This window comes from Curtobacterium sp. B8 (assembly GCF_000333315.1).
Classification (GTDB): domain Bacteria; phylum Actinomycetota; class Actinomycetes; order Actinomycetales; family Microbacteriaceae; genus Curtobacterium; species Curtobacterium luteum.
In genome coordinates, this window is sequence record NZ_BACW01000418.1 from 1 (window position 1) to 999 (window position 999).

Consider the following 999-nt stretch of genomic DNA (forward strand, 5'->3'; position numbering starts at 1 on the left):
AGACCCGCGAGGGCAAGGCGCAGGTCGAGCTCGCGCAGCTGCAGTACCTGCTCCCGCGTCTGCGCGGGTGGGGTGAGTCGATGTCCCGACAGGCCGGTGGTCAGGTCTCCGGCGGTGCGGGCATGGGTTCCCGCGGTCCGGGTGAGACGAAGATCGAGCTCGATCGTCGGCGCATCCACACGCGGATGTCGAAGCTCCGGCGGCAGATCGCCGGCTTCCGCCCGGCACGTGAGGCCAAGCGCGCCGACCGGCACCGCAACGACGTGCCGAGCGTTGCGATCGCCGGCTACACGAACGCCGGCAAGTCCTCGCTGCTCAACCGCCTGACGAGCGCGGGCGTGCTGGTGCAGAACCAGCTGTTCGCCACGCTGGACGCCACGGTCCGCCGGACCGAGAGCGCGAAGGGCCGCGAGTTCACGTTCGTGGACACCGTCGGCTTCGTCCGGAACCTGCCGCACCAGCTGGTCGAGGCGTTCCGGTCGACGCTCGAGGAAGTGGGCGAGGCCGACGTCATCGTGCACGTCGTCGACGGCTCGCACCCGGACCCTGCCGCGCAGCTCGCGACCGTCCGCGAGGTCATCGGCGACGTCGGTGCCCGCGAGATCCCGGAGGTCGTCGCGTTCAACAAGTCGGACCTCATCGACGAGTCGCAGCGGCTCGTGCTCGTCGGACTCGTCCCGGACGCCGTCTTCGTGTCGGCACGGACGGGCGAGGGGATCGCCGAGCTGCTCGCCGCCATCGAGGACCGGCTGCCCGAGCCCGACGTCGACCTCACCGTGGTGATCCCGTACGACCGCGGGGACCTCGTGTCCTCGCTGCACGACGCCGGTGCGGTGGAGTCGGTCGACTACGTCGAGGACGGCACCCGCCTGCACGTGCGGGTGTTCCAGCGGCAGGTCGCGGAGCTCGACCCGTTCGTGGTCACACCGGTCGCGTCCTGACACGCTGACGCGCCTGCGCGCTCCGGCCTGGAGGCTCGGGTCGCGTCCGTCTCGCGGC

Annotated in this window: 1 protein-coding gene; it reads left to right on the top strand. The window is 71.4% G+C overall.

All coding sequences use genetic code 11. From position 1 onward, the window contains the following. The coding region (gene hflX / locus I59_RS10815) for a GTPase HflX (RefSeq protein WP_022903885.1) at nucleotides 1-941 on the top strand (941 nt) is incomplete at its 5' end. Nucleotides 942-999 lie beyond the last annotated feature (58 nt).